Origin of the sequence: Pseudomonas sp. ICBG1301, from assembly GCF_016918385.1 — a bacterium.
Classification (GTDB): Bacteria; Pseudomonadota; Gammaproteobacteria; order Pseudomonadales; family Pseudomonadaceae; genus Aquipseudomonas; species Aquipseudomonas palleroniana.
In genome coordinates this window covers 400,557-418,837 of record NZ_JAEKGB010000002.1, presented here as the reverse complement: position 1 = coordinate 418,837, position 18,281 = coordinate 400,557, and the positions used below count along the sequence as shown (strand labels likewise).

Sequence of the window (18,281 nt, the reverse complement as noted above, 5' to 3'; positions counted from 1 at the left end):
TTAACGTCCCCTCAGCAATTTCAAGGTGCTACGCCCGAACAGGCGGCTGGAGGCCGGCGGTGGTGCGCCAGGCCGGTCGGACTGGCCGAAACGGGCCTCCAGCCAACGCTGGAAAAACCCCCACAGGGTGGTGAGCATCAAGAAGTAGATCGCTACCACCAGGTACAACTCGAACACGCGGAAGGTCGCCGAAGTGACCATCTGCGTACTGAGCAGCAACTCCTGCACCCCGATGACACTGACTAGCGTGGTGTTCTTGAGCATCACGTTGAACTCGTTGCCCAGCGGCGGCACGATCACCCGGAACGCCTGTGGCAGGATGATGCGCCGCATCAGCTTGGCGAACCCCATGCCCAGGGAGCGTCCGGCCTCGTATTGGCTCTTGTCGACCGCGCCGATCCCCGCCCGGATGATCTCGGCCATATACGCGCCTTCGTTGAGGCCCAGGGCAATGATCGCGGCCTGGATATTCCCCGGGATCATCAGGCCGAACAGTTCCACATCCTCAAACCGGAAAATCCCGCCTGCCGCCATGGCGGTGTACAAAAACACGATCTGCACCAGCAACGGCGTGCCACGCATCAACCACACATAAAAGCGCACCGGCAGATGCAGCAACGGGTTCTTCGACAGCCGCAGCAACGCCGCCGCCAGCCCCAGCAAACAGCCCAGCAACATTGCCGAGACCGCGATCAGGCAGGTCAGCCAGAGCCCGGTCAGGTACACGCCGCTGGGCTGCAACAGGTACTGCCAGAACACATCCCAATTGAAATTCATCGCGGGTTTGCCTCAGTCGAGTGTGTCGCTGCTCACATGCCACTTGTTCAGCAACTGCAGGTAGCTGCCATCGCTGCGCATGTCGCTGATCACCTGTTGCACCGCGGCGCTCAATTGCGGGTCATCCTTGCGAATGCCCAGGCCGGTGAGGATGCGGCTGAACGCCGGCACGCCCTCCTGAAACAGGTCGGGGGCCATCGCTGCGTAGTAACCGGCGGTTTCCACGGTGGTGCCGTAGGCGTCAACCTGGTGGATGCGCAGGGCTTGGAAAGCATCGGTGTCGGTGTTGTAGACCACCAGTTTCATGGCGGGCTTGCCGGCTTTGGTCAGGCTGTCGTTCTGGCTATCCAGCAGGGTCTTGATGGTCGAGCCATTGAGCACCGCGACTTTGTGCCCGGACAGGTCATCCAGTGTCTTGATGCCCTTGGGGTTGCCCTTTGGCACCACCACCGACTGGCTGGAATACATGTAGTTGACGATATCGATCACCTGGCGCCGTTCGAGCTTGTCGAACAGTTGATCGACGATCATGTCGCACTGCTGGGCGAGCAGCGCCGGCACCAGCCCCGAGAACGGAATCACTCGCCACTGTACCGGCTTGTCGCCCAGGCGCTTGGCGATTTCCAGGCCCAGATCGACGGTCAGCCCGCGCGGTTTCTGGGCTTCATCGAAAGACACCAGCGGGGGTGAATCCATCCCCGAGCAGTAAGTGAGCTTATCGGCTTTGAGCAGGCGCTCCGGTACCTGGGGCGCAGCAAAGGCCCACTGGCTAAAGAGACTGAGGGAGAAAGCCACCAGCAAGGCGCTGCGTTTATGCATGACCAGACACTCCAGTAGGTTGAAGAACGGGGCAGGACACCAAGTCAAAACACGACAGCTTTTTTATTATTTTTCCGCTTGCAGGAATTGAATCAGCGCCGGCACCGTGCCTTCGATGTGTTCACGCACCACGGCTTCGGCGCGGGCGGCGTCACCGGCCCGAATCGCGTCGAGGATCACCGCATGCTCCTGGCGTGCGCTGAGCGGCTTTTCACCGTGCTGCAACCACAAGCGCATGGGCGCCTCGACCAGCGAGTACAACGCCGAAATCTGCTTCATCAAACGCGGTCGGCCGCTGAGGCTGCACAGGTATTCATGAAACGCACGATGGCGGCGAACCCAGGCGGCGCTCTCGTCGCGGTAGTCGTCCATCTCGTCCAGCAGGCGTTCCAGGGCCGCCAGCTGGCGTTCGCCGATACGGCCCACCGCCACGCGCACCGCCAGCCCTTCCAGGGCGCTGCGCATCTCGAACACCTCATTCAGCTCATCGATATCCAGGCCGCTGACCACTGCGCCACGGTTGGGTCGCAGGGTAACGAGGCCCTGGGCATCCAGGCGCCGGAACGCTTCGCGCACCGGCATGCGGCTCATGCCGACCTCACTGGCGATATCTTCGGCAATCAGCCGGTCACCCTTGCGGTAGCGGCCGCTGCAAATGGCTTCCAGCAGGTAGTTGTAGGCCTCCTCCTCGGCAGTCAGGGGCTGACGGTCTACGTAAGCGGGGGCAAATTGCATCGGCGGCACCTTTTGTTTTTTTGTATCCAATTATCCACGGATACATAAAGGCAGAATGCGTGCCATCTCGCGCGAAGGGCCGCAAGGGGTTGAATCGGCTGCATAAATCGGAAAGTAGCGGCGAGACCGCCGCGTACGACCAGCACGGTGTGCTACCAAACAGCACACCTATGCCCTATGAGTGAGCACGCTCCAGGCGCAGTCACAATCGAGCTTTTGCCCGGCGCGGCGGTCGCCGACCGGGCAAGGGCTGCGTGGAATGACGACTTTCTCGCCCTGTTCTGGCGGGGTTACAGGGTGTAGGAAATCCCCACCTGGACCGTACGCGGTTCGCCAGGGTAGGCATAGAAGTTCAGGAAAGAACCTTCTTCGTACTCACGATTGAACAGGTTCTTCACGTCAAGATTGAGCCTGACCTTTTCGTTGACCTTGTAGTAACTCAGCAGGTCAACGACCGTGTAGGACCCCATCGTGAAGGTGCTATTGGCAGTTTGCCCGGCGCGTTCGGCCACGTATTTACCACCGGCGCCCAGGCCCAACCCTTTAAGGGCGCCGTCCTGGAACTCATACACGTTAAGCAGGCTGAAACTGTTGCGCGGGATGTTCGCCAGGCGCGTACCGGTGCGAATGGTGGTGTCCTTGGTCACCGCGGCATCTACATAGGCATAGCCGCCGATCATCCGCCACTCGGGCGTCAGGCTGCCGGCCACGTTCAGATCGAAGCCGCGACTGCGCACCTGCCCCGTCGCCACGTTAAAGGCTGAGTCGACCGGGTCGACACCTTGGACATTTTTCTTGTCGATCTGGTAGATCGCTGCGTCGACGCTCAACTGCCGGTCAAGCGCTTCCCACTTCACGCCCATCTCATAGGACTTGCCCTGCTCCGGATCAAAACCGCCGCCTTGACGACTGGCGCCCGTATTGGGTTTGAACGAGCGCGCCGCATCCGCGTAGAGCGCGACGGTGTCGGTGAGGTCATACATGACCCCGATACGTGGGGTGACGGCGTTGTCGGCAGCGTTCCAGCTTCTGACACCCGGTACGTAGGATTCGTATTCGTGCTCGAAGCGCTCAAAACGCGCACCCGCGAGGACCTTCAAGCGCTCGGTCAGCGCCACCTGGTCCTGGACGAAAGCCGCGTAAGTCTTGAGGTTTTCTTTATCGTGGGTTGGCGTGCGGGTCAGCGCAGGTCGTGGCTGGCCATAGACCGGGTTGAAGATATCAATCGGGAACGCGCCCGTTGCGGCGCTGGAACGCTGGATGATGGACTTGTAATCGTAATCTTCGTACTCAATGCCGGTCAGCAGTGTGTGGTCCAGGCCGCCCAGGGAGAAGTGCCCGGTCAGGTTGAGCTGGTAGTCCTTGTCGGTCCAATCCAGCTTGCGGTAGTTGAAGTTGCGCTGCAGGGTCCGTCCGTCGGCATTCAGGCTCGTCGCATTGTTCGCCTCAACGCCATTGCCCTTCATCGTACCGTCCAGCCACTGGAAGCCACCGGCCAGGGTCCAGTTGTCGTTGAGCAGATGTTCGAAACGCAACTGGGCCATGTTGTTGTCGTTGTGCAGGTTACCGGCGTATTTCTCACCCCAGAAGGTGTCTCGTGACGGTGTGCCACGCTGGTTGGCGAAACGGGTCAGGCCGCGATCCAGTGGGTGATTGTTACGCATGAAGTCGCCTTCGAAGGTCACCTTGGTGTCGTCCGTGGCCTGCCAGGTCAACACCGGCGCCACGCCATAGCGCTCGGTTGAGACATGGTCGCGGAAGGTGTCGCCGCCCTCACCCACCACGTTCAGCCGGTAGGCCAGGCGCCCTTGCTCATCCAGTGGGCCGGACGCATCGAGCGTACCGCGCCGCATGCCTTGGTCATCCAATTGGCTGCCCAGCGTGACCGTGCGCTCGGCCAGGGGTTGCTTGGAGACCACATTGAAGGTGCCGCCAGGGTCGCCACGGCCATAGAGCAGGCTGGCAGGCCCGCGCAGTACTTCAAGACGCTCGATGCTGTTGGCATCCGGCATGCTCGGGTAGCCCCGATTGATCGGAAAACCGTTGCGATAGAACTCCGAAGTCGTGAAGCCGCGCACCGTGAAGCTGGTCAGCCCCTGCCCGCCGAAGTTGTTGGCCCGGCCAACGCCACCCGCGTAGTCCAGGGCTTCCTGCAAGCGCGTCGCCCCCAGGTCCTCGACCACGTCCTTGGGGACGACGCTGATGGACTGGGGCGTTTCGTGAATCGAGGTATCGGTACGCGTCGCGCTGGCCGAACGTGTGGCGCGGTAGCCCTTGACCGGACCTTGGGCCGTCTCACTGTCCATCTCGCCCGTGACCGTGGTCGCTTGCAATTCGAGGCTGGCGTTTTCAGAGGGTGCATCCTGCGCCCAGGCTAAAGGGGAAATTGCTTGAAGCACGCAGAGGGAAATCAGGGTACGACGCATGGATGCTGGACCTTGTGGATGAGCCGACGAGAAGGTGGACCTGCCAGGAATTCGCGGCGGATCTTATATCAACAGTTCTCGTTTAGCACTAATTCTCATTAACGAGCTTTTTGAGAATCCACTGGGTACCAGTCGCTTAAACACCCCACGCGAAAAAGGCGCTCAAGCAGGCGCGCCGTCACTGGCCGCAACGTCCAATGAAGCCAACATCTGCGCACGGCACACTTCAAGGATTTCGTCAGCCAACGCGGAATCGTCCGGGCAAGCACGCGACAAGACAATCGCGCCAACCGCTCGAGACAGCAGGTCGATCATGTTCTTCCTGCCCTCACCCGCCTCTGCATCCGGTCCCGTCGGGTATTTCTGCCCCAGCGTGTGCAGGAGCTGTTCGATGCCTTCGGCAAAGGTGGTTTTCAGCTCATCCGATTGACGCGCCGCGTCGCCCCCCAGCGCCGCCAGGGTGCAACCGCCGCCACGTCGGTCGCGGTGCTCTCGGGTCACATAGCGGTTGATGAAGCCAGCAACATCGAGCGACTCAGCCCCCACCAGCGATTTGGACAGGCTGCAGGCCGAGGCTTCGGCCATCAGGTCGGCCTTCGAGCCGAAATGCTTGTAGAAACCGCCATGGGTGAAGCCGGCCGCCGCCATCAGATCGGCGACACCGACGCCATCAAAACCGCGCTCGCGGAACAGTTCGGAAGCCGTTTCAACGATGTGCTCTCGATTGGCCTGCGCCTGCGCCTTGGTCACTCTCACCTGTCATACCTCGTGTTCAGCGGGAAAACCTGCGCTCCATGATACATAGATGCCAGTCATAATCAAAACCGTTGACAGCTTAGATTTCGATCATCATCATAAAAACACGCAAAACCCACCCAGAGAGATGAACCATGAGCAATCGCCCTACTGTTTTGATCACCGGCGCCTCTACCGGCATTGGCGCGGTTTACGCCGCACGCTTCGCGCAACGCGGCCACGACCTGGTGCTGGTCGCTCGAGACCAGGCGCGCCTGGAAGCACTCGCTGCAAGGTTGCGCGACGAACACAAGGTCAGCATCGAGATCATTCCCGCCGACCTGACCCAACTCGACGATCTGACCCGCGTTGAAACCCGTCTGCGCGACGATGCCCGCATCGGCATCCTCGTCAATAACGCCGGCGCGGCGCTGTCCGGCCGCTTTATCGACCAGAGCACCGACAGCGTCGCGCAGTTGGTCGCCCTCAACACCACCGCGCTGGTGCGGCTCGCCAGTGCCATCGCTCCACGTCTGGCCAAGGCCGGCGACGGTGCGATCATCAATATCGGTTCGGTGGTCGGCCTGGCGCCGGAGTTCGGCATGTCGGTCTACGGTGCGACCAAGGCCTTTGTGCTATTCCTTTCCCAGGGCCTGAGCCTGGAGCTTTCGTCTCTGGGCGTGTATGTGCAGGCCGTACTGCCGGCCGCAACCCGCACGGAAATCTGGGATCGCTCCGGCATCGACATCAACACCCTGAACGAAATCATGGAAGTGGGCGATCTGGTGGATGCCGCACTGGTCGGCTTCGACCGTCGTGAAGCGGTGACGATTCCGCCGCTGCACGAAGCTGAACGCTGGGATAGCCTGCAGACCGCCCGTCAGGGCTTGCTTGGGCAAATCCGTCAGTCCGCGGTTGCCCAGCGCTACCTGGCCTGACCCTGACCATTACGTGACGATCACCATGCAGGATTCGATGCAGGCGCCTCCGAGCACTGCATCGATGGCTTCCCCCCACACTCGCCGCATCGGCTGATAGCTTTTTTCAGCACATCCTCACGATCAACGACTTGCGTCACCGATGGAGCGTTGCAGGCAACTTCAGCCCCAGGCTTTCACGCAACGTCGTCCCCTCATACGCCGTGCGGTACACACCGCGTTCCTGCAACAGCGGTATGACTTCACGGGTAAAGCGCTCGAACTGCTCCGGATGCCCAATATAGATATTGAACCCGTCCACCGCCCGCGCCTCGAACCACTCCGCCATTTTCTGCGCGACGGTCGCCGCCGTTCCCACAAAGGCCCCCGGGCGCAGTTGCCGACCGAATTCGACGGCCTGGCGCAACGTAAAACCTTTCTCCCGGGCCTGGTCGGCAATGCGTTTGGCGGCAGTGAAAAAGCTGCTGCGCGCAGCCTCCAGGCTCTCCTGCGGAAACGGCGCATCCAGGTCGTACTGGCTGAAATCATGCCAGCCGAAATTGCGCCCGAACTCCTTCAAGGCCAATTCAAAGCTGTGGTCGGCGTGATGGTAGTGTCGCTCGATTTCACGGGCCTGTTCATCGGTGTCGCCTACATAGATCTCCGCGCCGGGCATGATCCGCAGTTGTTCGGGATCACGACCGTGCCGCACCGCCCTGCCCTTTATGTCCTGGTAAAACGCCTGGCCCTGCTCGATGCTGGCCGCATGCGTGAAGATCACGTCCGCCGTGGCGGCGCCCAGCTCGCGGCCTTGCTCCGAGTCGCCGGCCTGAAAGATCACCGGCTGGCCTTGGGGTGAGCGCTGGATGTTCAGCGGGCCGACCACCGAAAAATGCTCGCCCTGGTGATTCAGGCTATGCAGCTTGTTGGGGTCGAAAAACTGGCCGGTGGCGCGGTTGCGCACAAAGGCATCGTCCTCATAGGAGTTCCACAGCCCCTGCACTACTTGCACGTGTTCGGCCGCACGGCCGTAGCGGGTGTCGTAGTCATAATGTTCATCGCGGCTGTAGTTGCCGGCGGTACCGGCGTCGCCGCTGGTGACCACGTTCCAGCCGGCGCGGCCCTTGCTGATCAGGTCCAGCGAGGCCAGGCGGCGTGCGACGTTGTAAGGCGAGTTGTATGAAGTCGTCAGGGTACCGACCAGCCCGATATGGCGCGTGCTGACGGCCAGTGCCGATAGCAGCGTCAACGGTTCCAGGCGATTGAGGTAATGGGATGGCGACCCCGGCGTGATGAACTGGCTATCGACGATAAACATCAAGTCGAACAAGGCCGCCTCGGCCTGGCGCGCAATGTCGATGTACCAGTCGATGTTGACGCTGGCATCGGCCGGCAATTGCGGGTCAAGCCACAGGTTGTGCCGCCCCGGTCCGCCGCAACCCATCGTCAAGGCGCCAAGTTTGAGCTGTCTTTTGGTCATGTCCAAGGGGTTCCTTGCGGCGTTCAGGGCTGTGTTGTAACGACGGCGGGTTGCAGTGCCGCCGAGAACGAGTTGTCGAACAGACTGGCGGCCGGGTAAGACTTGACCAAGCCTTGGCTGGCGAAGAAGTCCACGGTCTTTTGCGCCTCCAGCGGCGATTGGGCTGTCACCGGCTCCACGGTGGTACGGGCGCGGGCAAACCAGGCGCGGGCGATATCCGCATTGGCCCGGGTGCGCTTGGCCCAGGCATCGGCGTAAGCATCGGCGTTGGCCGGGCTTTGGCGGGTCCAGTCGCGGGCTTTCTTCAGGCGTTGGAGAAAGTCATTGATCGGCGCACGCTTGGCATCCACGGCCTTGGCATTGGCGGCAACGAAGCTCTGGGCCGGGATCAGGCCGTCAGCCGTTGCGAGCACGCGCGCACCTTGGCGTTCCTGTTGCGTGACATAGGGTTCCCAGGTGGCGATGACGTCCACCGAACCGCCTTCCAGGGCATGGGAAGCGTCCAGCGCGCTGAGGTAGCGCAACTCCAGTGAGTCTCGCGAGACCCCGGCTTTGTCGAGTGCGGTCAGCAGCAGTTGCTGGCTCCAGGAGCCCTTCCACACGGCCGCACGCTTACCCGCCAGATCCGCCAGGCTGTGGATCGACGAATCCTTTCTGACCAGAATCGCCACGCCGTCGAGATTTTGCCGGCTGATGGCGATGACCTTGATCGGCGCGCCCAATGCGCCCAGGAACAACACCGGCGCATCACCGAGCAAACCGATGTCCAGGCTGTTGGCATTGAGTGCTTCGGCGACCGGCGAGCCCGCGGTGAACTGTTTCCACTCCAGCTGATAAGGCAGGTCATCGAGCACGCCCGCCGCCTCCATCACGGCCTGGGCGTTGTAGCTCTGGTCGCCCACCACCAGCGTTTGCGCGTGCGCGCTCAGACACAGCAATGCGGCAACCATCCCGGCTACCCGTTTTGTCAGATCACGCACATTTGTCTCCAGCTACCTGTTCTTGGGGACGGACAAGATGAGGGACTGATCAGCGCGTGTAAAATACCTATAACGCATAACCTAATTCTATAATAATGCGCACAATGCATTTTCTACCCCGTATAAACGCCCCCGGGAATACGCCGACATTGCGTAGCGCCGTGCACCACCTACACTGATTTGAGTCCAGCGCCCAGGGTCATTTCTGTAGATCGCCCGCAGATACCTGCACGCATTGCTCGACAAAAAAGCAGTTGCCCAACTGATTAATAGAGTCGATATGAAAGAGCATCCGCGGCGGCGTGAATCACCTCTCCTGGCTCGGCTTGGCCTGCTATGCCTGGCCCTTGCCGGTTGCACGGTCGGGCCGGATTTCAGCCGCCCCGAGGTGCCCGCAGCGGCCGGCTACACAAAAGAACCGCTGACGACCACCGCCCAGGCCGATATCGACACCGGCGGCGCGGCGCAGCGCTTGATCGCGGGCATGGACATTCCGGGGCAATGGTGGGCGCTGTTCCACTCAACGACATTAAATGCCCTGGTTGAAGAAGCCCTGCGTGCCAACCCGGATGTCAGCGCGGCGCAAGCGGCCTTGCGCCAGGCCAATGAGCAGGTTTACGTCGACCAGGCGTCGCTGTTTCCCGCCGTCAACGCCAATCTCCAGAAGACCCGGGAGAAAGTCTCGGGTGTCACGACGGGGGCCCCCTCATCGCCCATCCTTACGCTCAGCTCGGCGTCGCTGAGCGTGTCCTATGCCCCGGACGTGTTCGGCGGCACGCGCCGGCAGATCGAATCGACCACGGCCCAGGCCGAGTACCAACGCTTCCAACTGGAGGCGACCTACCTCACCCTGACCTCCAATGTTGTCAACACGGCGGTCAGCCTGGCGTCTTTGCGCGATCAAGTTGCGGCCACCGAGGCCATCATCCGACTGCAGAGCGATCAGCTCGACGTCCTGCAAGCCCAACGACAATTGGGCGCCATCAGCAATGCCGACGTGCTCACGCAGCAAACCGCGCTGGCCCAGACCCGCGCCACCCTGCCGCCCCTGCAAAAGCAGCTGGCGCAGACTCGCAACCAACTGATGACCTACCTCGGCCGGTTCCCCAATCAGGACCGCGACGAACGTTTCCAGCTGGCCTCCCTGCACTTGCCGACAGACCTGCCCGTCAGTCTGCCCTCGGCGATTGTCGGCCAGCGACCGGACGTACGCTCGGCCCAGGCTCAATTGCACCAGGCCAGCGCCAACATCGGCGTGGCGGTCGCCAATCAGTTGCCGCAGTTCAGCATCACCGGTTCCGTGGGCTCCACGGTGGCGAGCGGCACCCGGCTGTTCTCGGGCGGCTCCGGCGTCTGGAGCCTGGCGGGCGGGATTGCCCAACCGATCTTCGATGCCGGCGCCCTGGAGCATCGCAAACGCGCCGCCGTGGCGGCCTACGATGAATCCGCGGCGCGTTATCGCGGCACCGTGTTGGTCGCGTTTCAGGACGTGGCCAATGCACTGCGCGCCCTCGAAGCCGACGCCGAGACCCTCGACCAGCAGGTTGCCGCTGAGCGCTCGGCGCAAGCCAACCTGGACCTGGTGCAGGCCCAATTCCGCCTGGGCGCGGTGGCCTACATCAACCTGCTCACCGCCCAGCAGACCTACCAGAACACCGTGCTGGCGCGGGTCAGGGCGCAGGCTGCTCGCTACAGCGATACCACGGCCCTCTTCCAGGCGCTGGGAGGCGGCTGGTGGAACCGCACCGATGTCGACCCCGCCACCCGGGGCCAGCCGGACCGCTTCGGCCTGCCGTCATGGCGGGAGCTGATGCCGGCCGACAATGCGCACGCGACGCCCGCCACAGCGGCGGGCTGGACTGAACCGAATCATTGAACCCGTGAGACTCTCCATGGCCGACGTCCAGACTGCCTCTCCCCCGCCCTCCGAGCCCGGCGTACCGCGCAAGCGTCGACTGTGGCGGCCGATGTTGATCATGATCGCGGTGGTATTGCTGATTGTCGCGATCATTGCCGGGGTGAAATTCGTGCAGATTTCCGCGCTGATCGCCCAGTCAAAACTGCCGCTACCCGCCGCCGTGGTGACTGCGATGCCCGTGCCGTATGCCGATTGGCAACCCAGTGTGTCCGCCGTGGGTTCGATGAAGGCGGTGCGCGGCGTGGACGTGACCACCGAAGTCGGCGGCATCGTGCGTACCCTCGGTTTCACGCCCGGACAGCAGGTGGCGGCCCAGGCGCTGCTGGTGCAGTTGAATGCCGACGCCGACGTCGCGCAGCTTCACTCCCTGGAGGCGACTGCCGACCTGGCGGGCATCGTGCTCAAGCGTAACAAGGCTCAATTGGCGGTCAATGCGGTGTCCCAGGCCCAGGTCGACACCGACACGGCAGACTTGAAGGCCAAACTTGCCGCCGCCGAACAACAACGCGCGCTGGTGGCGAAAAAGACCATTCGCGCACCGTTTGCCGGGCGTATCGGGATCACCGGCGTCAACCCCGGCCAATACCTCAACCCAGGCGACAAAATTGCCACGCTGCAGACCTTCGACCCCATCTATATCGACTTCAATGTCCCACAGAACCAGCTCGGGTCCATTGCCATCGGCCAACAGGTCCTGGTGACCGCCGACGGCCTTTCCGAACAAACCTTCACGGGGCGGATCAGCACGGTCGACACCCAATTCGATCCGACCACGCGCAACGTCACCGTCGAGGCCACCGTCGAGAACCCCAGGCAAAGCCTGGTGCCCGGCATGTTCGCCCGCGCCGTGGTCAATTCGGGCGCTCCCCAGCGCTACCTCACCGTTCCACAGACCTCGGTGACCTACAATCCCTACGGCACCACGGTGTTCATCGCCACCTCGAGTAAAAACGACAAGGGTGAGGAAGTGCTCAGCGCGCAACAAACCTTTATCAAGACCGGCCCGACCCGGGGCGACCAGGTGGCGATTGTGTCCGGAGTGAAAGAAGGCGATCTGTTGATCACCAGCGGCCAGATGAAACTCAAGAACGGCTCGCCGGTGAAGGTCGACAACCGCGCCGCACCGTTGAACGACCCGGCTCCGACTCCCCAAGAACATTAAAGGTGTCCCATGAAACTGACCGATACCTTTATCCACCGACCGGTCTGGGCCGTAGTGGTCTCGCTGTTCATCCTGATCCTGGGGCTGCGCTCGATCTTCGAACTGCCGGTGAACCAATGGCCGCGTACCGAAAACACGGTGGTCACCATCACCACCGCCTACTACGGTGCGGACGCCTCCACCGTCGCAGGCTTTATCACCCAGCCGCTGGAAGCGGCTATTGCTCAAGCCCAAGGCATTGACTATCTGTCCTCAACCAGCATCACCGGCGTCTCGACCATCACCGCCACCCTGCGGCTGAACTACGACGCGAGCAAGGCCCTCACCGAGATCAATACCCAAGTCAATTCGGTGAAGAACCAACTGCCCGCCCAAGCCCAGGAACCGGTACTGACGGTGGCTGTCGGGCAGACCACCGACGCCATGTACCTGGGGTTCTACAGTGACACGCTGCCCACCAACAACATCACGGATTACCTGGTGCGGGTGGTCAAACCCAAGCTCGACTCGATCCAGGGCGTGCAAACCGCAGAGATTCTCGGCGGCCGCCAGTTCGCCCTGCGCGCCTGGCTCGACCCGGACAAACTGGCGGCACACAACGTCACCGCGCAGGACGTCTCCACCGCCCTGACCAACAACAACTACTTGTCCGCCGTGGGCTCGACCCGTGGACAGTCGGTGACGATCGACCTGACGGCCGGCACTGATTTGCACACGGTGGATGAGTTCAAGCGCCTGGTCATCAAGCACAAAGGCGATGCGCTGGTGTACCTGGAGGATGTGGCGACCGTCACCCTTGGCGCCGAAAGCTACGACAGCAGCGTGGCGTTCTCCGGCAAGCGCTCGGTGTTCATCGGCATCAAGGCGGCTCCCACGGCGAACATCCTGACGGTCGCCAGCAGCGTGCGCGAGGCGTTCCCCGAGCTGCAATCGCAATTGCCCAGCGGGGTGCGCGGCGAGATCGTGTATGACTCGACCGAGTTCATCAACACGTCGATTTACGAGGTGGTCAAGACCCTGGTCGAAGCCATGATCATCGTCTCGGTGGTCATCTACCTGTTCCTCGGCTCGTTCCGTGCGGTGATTGTGCCGCTGGTGGCGATTCCGCTGTCGCTGGTGGGAACGTTCTTTGTCATGTACCTGTTGGGATACTCGATCAACCTGCTGACGCTGCTCGCCCTGGTACTGGCGATAGGGCTGGTGGTGGACGACGCGATTATTGTGGTGGAAAACGTCGACCGGCACATCAAGGAGGAAGGTAAAGGCGTACTGGACGCCGCGCTGATCGCGGCGCGCGAACTGGGTGGCCCGATCATTGCGATGACCGTGGTGCTGGTGGCCGCCTACGTGCCGATCGGGCTGCGCAGCGGCCTCACGGGTGCCCTGTTCAAGGAGTTCTGTTTCTCGCTGGCAGGCGCCGTGACCGTGTCGGCCGTGGTGGCGTTGACACTCTCACCGATGATGACGTCGCGGCTGTTCAAGCCTGGGCAGGAAGAAGGCCGTTTCGCCCGGCGGCTCGACCAGTACTTTGACTGGTTGCGCAAACGCTACCACCGCGTGCTGGCCGGCGGACTGGACGTCTGGCCGGTGCTGGTGACCTTTGGTTTCGCCCTGTTCCTGCTGGTCGCGGCCAGCGGCATGACGGCCAAGAGCGAACTGTCGCCCACCGAAGACCAGGGGTTGGTGTTCATGCAGATCAAGGGCCCGCCGACGGCGTCACCGCAGCAGATGGAGCGCATTGCCGACCAGGCGTTCCAGATCGCCAACAAAGAACCCGAATACGCGCAGATGTTCCAACTGACCGGCCTGCCGGCACTCAACCAGGGCCTGGGCGGCGTGCTGCTCAAATCCTGGGGCGACCGCACCCGCTCCCAGGCCCAACTGATTCTGGACCTCCAGCAAAAATGGAATCAGGTGCCGGGGGCCAGCATCGCGGCCTTCCCGCTGCCCTCGCTGCCGGGGGCCCAAGGGTTGCCGGTGCAATTTGTGATCACCACCACCGACTCGGTGGAGAACCTCAACGAAGTCGCGCAGGCGGTCATGGCCGAGGCCCTGAAACAACAGCTGTTCTGGTTCGCCGATATGGATTTGAAGCTCGACAAACCCCAGGCACGCTTGGTGGTCGACCGGGAAAAAATTGCCGCATTGGGCATGACCCAGGCCGATGTGGGCGCCGCGTTGTCAGCCGCGTTGGGCGGCAATTACGTGAACTATTTCTCCACCGCCGGGCGCTCGTACAAAGTCATTCCCCAGGTGTTGCAGGTCAACCGCCTCAACCCCGAGCAGATCCTCGATTACTACATCCGCACGCCTGCCGGCAACATGATACCGGCGCGTACGGTGGCGCATATCGAGACCTCGACCCAGCCCGAATCGATCAACCACTTCCAGCAACTCAACTCGGCGACGCTGGGCGGCGTCAGCGGTGTGGCCCAAGGCGAGTTGCTGGCGAAGCTGAACACGATCCTCAACCACGTTGCCCCTTCGGGCTACACCTCGGACTTCGCCGGCGAGTCGCGGCAGTTCATGCAGGAGTCTGGTGGGTTCGTCGGCCTGCTGCTGTTCTCGATCCTGATCGTCTACCTGGCGCTGGCCTTCCAGTTCGAGAGCTTTCGCGACCCCGTGGTGATCCTGTTCTCCGTGCCGCCTGCGCTGTTCGGCGCGCTGGCGTTTATCACCATGGGCTACGCGTCGATCAATGTGTACACCCAGGTAGGCCTGGTGACGCTGCTGGGGTTGATCACCAAGCACGGGATTCTGATCGTGCAGTTTGCCAACCAATTGCAACGCGCCGGCCACAGCAAGCGCGAGGCGATTGAAGAAGCGGCCGCCGTGCGCCTGCGCCCTATCCTGATGACCACGGCGGCGATGGTGCTGGGCGTGGTGCCGCTGGTGTGGGCGTCCGGGGCCGGTGCCGCTGGGCGCCATGACATGGGCTTGGTGATCTTCGCCGGCTTGTCGATCGGGACGCTGTTGACGCTGTTCATGGTGCCGGCGATGTACCTGTTCATGGGAGCCACGCACGCTCACGAAACCGGGCAATCGCGGCTCAATTCAGAGCCGGCGCGAGCGCCCTGATCCGCCCCAAATAAGTGCACCATGTGCAGGGCGCCTACCCCATGCTCAAACGTCATAATCCCCGGCTCGCCTGCGTGGTAACCTCGCGCCACCATGAATAGACAGTGATCGTCACTGAAGACGACAGAGCCAGGAAAGAACATGCCAAAAATCTCTCACTCAGCGTTGCGCCGCAACTTCCGTGAATTGCTTGCCAAGAAAATCTGCGTTGAAACCGCCTCGGTGTTCGACCCCATGTCCGCGCGTATCGCGGCCGACCTGGGGTTCGAGGTCGGTATCCTGGGTGGCTCGGTCGCTTCGTTGCAGGTACTTGCAGCCCCCGATTTTGCGCTGATCACCCTGAGTGAGTTCGTTGAACAGGCCACCCGCATCGGGCGCGTGGCCCAGTTGCCCTTTATCGCCGACGCCGACCACGGTTATGGCAACGCCCTGAACGTGATGCGCACCGTCGAGGAGCTTGAGCGTGCCGGCGTGGCGGCGCTGACGATCGAGGACACCCTGCTGCCGGCGCAGTTCGGGCGTAAATCCACCGACCTGATTTCCATCGAAGAAGGCATCGGCAAGGTCAAGGCGGCGCTGGAGGCGCGTGTCGATCCAGAACTCTCGATCATCGCCCGCACCAACGCCGGTGTGTTGCCGACCGCCGACGTCATCGAGCGCACCAAGGCCTATGAAAAAGCCGGCGCCGATGGCATCTGCATGGTCGGCGTCAAAGACTTCGAGCACCTTGAGCAGATCGCGGCGAACCTCACGGTGCCGTTGATGCTGGTGACCTACGGCAACCCCCTGCTCCATGACAGCGAGCGCCTGGCCAGCCTGGGCGTACGCATCGTGGTGGCCGGGCATGGCGCCTACTTTGCCTCGATCAAGGCTACCTACGACAGCCTGCGCGCCCAGCGCAAGTTGACCCACAGCACCTCGAACCTGAGTGCCACCGAGTTGACGCATACCTACACGTTGCCGGAGAGCTACGTGGCCTGGGCTGAAGAATTCATGGATGTGAAAGAGTAATAGTCCGCCAGTAGTTGGCGCTGGAATACCCGGCCACTGCTGTAAGTGGATATAAAAAAGCCGCCGCAGAACCTGCGGCGGCAAACCAAAGGGTAGTGTCGAAGCAGAGCGGCTAAGACCCTGACCACGCTACACCCCCAACCGATTAAATAGTGTGAAGTTTAATTAATCGAGTTTAATCCCGCTCCCCGCTGCGCACCGCGAAAAATCCGTTAATAATCAGGACTCGACAAACACGTCGAGCACAATAAAAACGGCACTGCGCTCACCTGGAATCCCTGCCCATTAAACCTATGCGTCTTTCAATAAAGTGCGGTGTAACTGTGCGCGCTCATTATTTCGGGGAAATAAGAACATGATCAGAAAGTGCAGCCTGTTGACGCTGGTGATAGGCGTCGGCATCAGCCAACTCAGCTTTGCCGATTCGGTGACCGACCAGGCAGAGTCCAAGGGCTTTATCGAAGGCAGCAGCCTTACGGGGCTGCTGCGCAACTATTACTTTGACCGCGACCGCCAGAGCGGCAAGGCTGACAACCGCGACTGGACCCAAGGCGCGATGCTCAACTACGCCTCAGGCTTTACCCAGGGCACTATCGGTTTTGGCGTGGATGCCTATGCCTACGGCGCGATGAAGCTCGACGCCACGCACGCCGATGCGGGCACCGGCGAATTGCCGACCGACCGGCATGGCGACCCTGAAAATGGCTACGGTTCAGTGGGCGCAGACGTGAAGATCAAGGTCTCCAAGACCCAGTTGAAATTCGGTGACATGCAGCCCACCGCCCCAGTCTTCGCCACCGGCGGCACACGTATTTTGCCGCAGACCGCGACCGGGTTTGACCTGACCAGCAGCGAGATCGCCGGGCTGGACCTGGAGGCCGGACACTTCACCAGCACCAACAGCGGCATGACCAGCAACCATGACCACGATATCTACGCCACTTACGCCAACGTGGCGGCCAACAGCGCAAGCTTCGTCGGTGGCAAGTACACCTTCACGCCGTCGTTGAGCGCCACGCTGTATGCCGGTGAACTGGAAGATATCTGGCGCCAGTACTACACCAACCTCAACTATGTGATCCCGTTGAGCCACGACCAGTCGCTGGCACTGGATGGCAACCTGTATCGCACCCTCGACACCGGCAGTGCCAAGGCCGGGGCGATCAACAACACGACGTACTCGGTCGCCGCAGCCTACTCGTTCCTGGCGGCGCATACCCTGACGCTGTCGTACCAGAAAGTGCATGGCGACACGCCGTTCGACTACATCGGCACCGGCAACAACGGCGCGGGGGAAGGCGGCGATTCGGTGCTGCTGGCCAACTCGATCCAGTGGGGCGACTTCAATGGCCCGGGCGAACAGTCCTGGGGCATCCGCTATGACCTGAACATGGCCAGTTTCGGCGTCCCCGGCCTGAGCTTCATGACCCGCTACGTCAACGGTTCGGACATCAATGGCACGCACACGCCGGCCAACAGTGCCTATGCCGGAGACTACGGTGCCGAGGGAGACCACCACGAGACCGATGTGGAGGCCAAATACGTGCTACAGAGCGGCCCGGCGAAAAACCTGTCGTTTCGCCTGCGTGACGCGATGGTGTCATCCAACGCCGATCAGGGCGATGGCAAGTTGAATGAACTGCGGGTGATCGTCGACTACCCGTTCACCCTGCTGTAACCACGCCCTGCACCGGCCACCCCAGCGGGCGGCCGGTGCAAGCACACTACCCTACCCAGCCGACGGCGGTTTTAGGGATCACCTCGGACTCATCCAGTTTCGAGGCAAACATACTCACCGCACGGACCGCATCACCCGTACTGGTGCGGATCTGCAAAATCACCGAACCGGCCTGGTCGGCCAGGTTGACCCCACGCTGCGCGCCTTCCTGGGTCGCATTCATGCTGGACACCGCATCGCGGGTTTCCGAGAGGATCATGCCGATCATCTCGGCAATTTCCGCGGTGGAGCGGCTGGTGCGCCCGGCCAGTTGCCTGACCTCGTCGGCCACTACGGCAAAACCACGCCCCTGATCGCCCGCACGGGCCGCCTCGATGGCGGCGTTAAGCGCCAACAGGTTGGTCTGGTCGGCGATACCGCGAATGGTATTGACGATCGCAGTGATTTGCTCGGAACGATCGCCCAACTGCCCGACCAGCCGCGCCGAAGCGCCGATGTTATCGGCGATGCGGCGCATTTCACTGGCGGTCTCCTGGATCACTTCGGTGCCATGTTCGGCAAAACG

Annotated in this window: 13 protein-coding genes and 1 pseudogene; 6 read left to right on the top strand and 8 right to left on the bottom strand. The window is 61.9% G+C overall.

The features are described from left to right. From JBE38_RS05730 to JBE38_RS05710, 5 genes are all read right to left on the bottom strand, one after another. The gene (locus tag JBE38_RS05730) at positions 1 to 777 is read right to left on the bottom strand and encodes an amino acid ABC transporter permease (RefSeq protein WP_205343812.1); all 777 of its coding nucleotides are present in this window, start codon (positions 775 to 777) and stop codon (positions 1 to 3) included. A 12-nt stretch (positions 778 to 789) separates the two neighbouring features. Further along, complete coding sequence (locus tag JBE38_RS05725; protein WP_126870777.1) at positions 790 to 1,596, bottom strand: ABC transporter substrate-binding protein; 807 nt, start codon at positions 1,594 to 1,596, stop codon at positions 790 to 792. 66 nt (positions 1,597 to 1,662) lie between these two features. Beyond that, entirely contained in the window at positions 1,663 to 2,331 is a 669-nt protein-coding gene (locus tag JBE38_RS05720; protein WP_205343811.1) for a GntR family transcriptional regulator, read from the bottom strand. Between the two features lie 290 nt (positions 2,332 to 2,621). Further along, on the bottom strand, positions 2,622 to 4,757 hold the full coding sequence (locus JBE38_RS05715; RefSeq protein ID WP_205343810.1) for a TonB-dependent siderophore receptor: 2,136 nt from the start codon (positions 4,755 to 4,757) through the stop codon (positions 2,622 to 2,624). A gap of 162 nt (positions 4,758 to 4,919) precedes the next feature. Further along, positions 4,920 to 5,513 carry a TetR family transcriptional regulator gene (locus JBE38_RS05710; protein ID WP_205343809.1) on the bottom strand — a complete coding sequence of 198 codons (594 nt, stop codon included), beginning with the start codon at positions 5,511 to 5,513 and terminating at the stop codon, positions 4,920 to 4,922. Between the two features lie 134 nt (positions 5,514 to 5,647). On the opposite strand from JBE38_RS05710, the gene JBE38_RS05705 reads away from it, so the two are divergent. Further along, entirely contained in the window at positions 5,648 to 6,430 is a 783-nt protein-coding gene (locus JBE38_RS05705) for an SDR family NAD(P)-dependent oxidoreductase (RefSeq protein ID WP_205343808.1), read from the top strand. Positions 6,431 to 6,566: 136 nt separating this feature from the next. Here the strand turns inward: JBE38_RS05705 and JBE38_RS05700 are convergent, their stop codons facing one another. Together JBE38_RS05700 and JBE38_RS05695 are read right to left on the bottom strand one after the other, a co-directional pair. Then, positions 6,567 to 7,889 (bottom strand): LLM class flavin-dependent oxidoreductase, encoded by a 1,323-nt coding sequence (locus JBE38_RS05700; RefSeq protein WP_205343807.1) that lies wholly within the window; start codon positions 7,887 to 7,889, stop codon positions 6,567 to 6,569. Between the two features lie 23 nt (positions 7,890 to 7,912). Further along, the gene (locus JBE38_RS05695) at positions 7,913 to 8,869 is read right to left on the bottom strand and encodes an aliphatic sulfonate ABC transporter substrate-binding protein (RefSeq protein ID WP_205343806.1); all 957 of its coding nucleotides are present in this window, start codon (positions 8,867 to 8,869) and stop codon (positions 7,913 to 7,915) included. 280 nt (positions 8,870 to 9,149) lie between these two features. Between JBE38_RS05695 and JBE38_RS05690 the strand changes: the two genes are divergently transcribed. From JBE38_RS05690 to JBE38_RS05670, 5 genes are all read left to right on the top strand, one after another. Beyond that, on the top strand, positions 9,150 to 10,745 hold the full coding sequence (locus JBE38_RS05690; protein ID WP_205343805.1) for an efflux transporter outer membrane subunit: 1,596 nt from the start codon (positions 9,150 to 9,152) through the stop codon (positions 10,743 to 10,745). Positions 10,746 to 10,761: 16 nt separating this feature from the next. After that, a complete protein-coding gene (locus JBE38_RS05685) occupies positions 10,762 to 11,949 on the top strand; it encodes an efflux RND transporter periplasmic adaptor subunit (RefSeq protein ID WP_205343804.1) in 1,188 nt (395 codons plus the stop codon). A 9-nt stretch (positions 11,950 to 11,958) separates the two neighbouring features. Then, positions 11,959 to 15,027, top strand: coding sequence for an efflux RND transporter permease subunit (locus tag JBE38_RS05680; protein WP_205343803.1), 3,069 nt, complete (start codon positions 11,959 to 11,961; stop codon positions 15,025 to 15,027). Positions 15,028 to 15,168: 141 nt separating this feature from the next. Then, a complete protein-coding gene (locus JBE38_RS05675; RefSeq protein ID WP_205343802.1) occupies positions 15,169 to 16,038 on the top strand; it encodes an isocitrate lyase/PEP mutase family protein in 870 nt (289 codons plus the stop codon). Positions 16,039 to 16,393: 355 nt separating this feature from the next. Further along, positions 16,394 to 17,716: an OprD family porin gene (locus JBE38_RS05670; RefSeq protein ID WP_205343801.1), complete on the top strand. Its 1,323-nt coding sequence runs from the start codon at positions 16,394 to 16,396 to the stop codon at positions 17,714 to 17,716. 46 nt (positions 17,717 to 17,762) lie between these two features. Here JBE38_RS05670 and JBE38_RS27940 read toward each other — a convergent pair. Then, a pseudogene (locus tag JBE38_RS27940) lies at positions 17,763 to 18,236 on the bottom strand (methyl-accepting chemotaxis protein); the annotation flags it as partial. Positions 18,237 to 18,281: the final 45 nt, after the last annotated feature.

Bases quoted from the DNA above. Each gene is read 5' to 3' on its own strand.
- JBE38_RS05720 (WP_205343811.1), bottom strand. From the start codon at position 2,331: ATGCAATTTGCCCCCGCTTACGTAGACCGTCAGCCCCTGACTGCCGAG.
- JBE38_RS05725 (WP_126870777.1), bottom strand. From the start codon at position 1,596: ATGCATAAACGCAGCGCCTTGCTGGTGGCTTTCTCCCTCAGTCTCTTT.
- JBE38_RS05685 (WP_205343804.1), top strand. From the start codon at position 10,762: ATGGCCGACGTCCAGACTGCCTCTCCCCCGCCCTCCGAGCCCGGCGTA.
- JBE38_RS05705 (WP_205343808.1), top strand. From the start codon at position 5,648: ATGAGCAATCGCCCTACTGTTTTGATCACCGGCGCCTCTACCGGCATT.
- JBE38_RS05680 (WP_205343803.1), top strand. From the start codon at position 11,959: ATGAAACTGACCGATACCTTTATCCACCGACCGGTCTGGGCCGTAGTG.
- JBE38_RS05670 (WP_205343801.1), top strand. From the start codon at position 16,394: ATGATCAGAAAGTGCAGCCTGTTGACGCTGGTGATAGGCGTCGGCATC.
- JBE38_RS05730 (WP_205343812.1), bottom strand. From the start codon at position 777: ATGAATTTCAATTGGGATGTGTTCTGGCAGTACCTGTTGCAGCCCAGC.
- JBE38_RS05715 (WP_205343810.1), bottom strand. From the start codon at position 4,757: ATGCGTCGTACCCTGATTTCCCTCTGCGTGCTTCAAGCAATTTCCCCT.
- JBE38_RS05700 (WP_205343807.1), bottom strand. From the start codon at position 7,889: ATGACCAAAAGACAGCTCAAACTTGGCGCCTTGACGATGGGTTGCGGC.
- JBE38_RS05675 (WP_205343802.1), top strand. From the start codon at position 15,169: ATGCCAAAAATCTCTCACTCAGCGTTGCGCCGCAACTTCCGTGAATTG.
- JBE38_RS05690 (WP_205343805.1), top strand. From the start codon at position 9,150: ATGAAAGAGCATCCGCGGCGGCGTGAATCACCTCTCCTGGCTCGGCTT.